Raw genomic sequence first — 629 nt, 5'->3', positions numbered from 1 at the left:
ATCGTCGGCGCGGCGGATGCCGTAGGCGACATCATAGCGGCGGCGCGAGTTCGCCCAGCTTGCGTTGCGCTCCTCGTCGCCCGATGCAAGCTCGACGATCTGGGTGCGCCGCTCCGGCCCACCCCGCGCGCCCCGGCTGATGTTGTCCGAAAACCGGACCTCATGGAACGCCATCAATTCTCTCCGTGGTTCGTGCTCTGGCCCCCGCAACCGGATCCCACTTGCGGGGTCGCACTCACATGCCCCTCCGCCCGAGCGAGACCGCCCGGGCGATGTCCGCCGCGACCTGCGTGCGGGATTGCCGGAAACTCTCGGCGTCCCGCGCCATGATTGTGACGTTGATCCCGCCGCCCGTGCCGTAGCTCTGCGCTTCTCGCCGCGAGAGCACCCGTTCGCCCCGTTGCAGGATCGCGGGCACCTCGTCGTGGCGAAGGCCGACAGCGCCACCCGAATGCATCCTGGGCGCGGCGGCGAAGGCCATGGCCGGCACGATGCGCGAGGGGCCGGACGAGCCAACCATGCCGCCCGCGTGCAGGATGTTGGCAAAGATTCCGCCCGCGCCGCCGAGCGCGCCCGAGAGCGCGTTGGCGATGGGACCGAGGATGAACCGCCGCGCCGCGAGCTTGGCG

1 protein-coding gene and 1 pseudogene are annotated in these 629 nt (G+C 70.7%); both read right to left on the bottom strand.

Going from position 1 to position 629, the window contains the following annotated elements:
* The coding region (locus E3D03_RS21185) for a DUF2460 domain-containing protein (protein WP_263568573.1) at window positions 1-174 on the bottom strand (174 nt) is incomplete at its 3' end.
* Between the two features lie 61 nt (window positions 175-235).
* Window positions 236-629, bottom strand: a pseudogene (locus E3D03_RS21180) (phage tail tape measure protein); the annotation flags it as partial.

The sequence above is a fragment of the Paracoccus sp. DMF genome, assembly GCF_004407025.1.
In the GTDB taxonomy this organism is placed as follows: domain Bacteria; phylum Pseudomonadota; class Alphaproteobacteria; order Rhodobacterales; family Rhodobacteraceae; genus Paracoccus; species Paracoccus aminovorans_B.
Note: the sequence above shows the minus strand (reverse complement) of the source record. Positions and strands in the feature narration are given on the sequence as shown.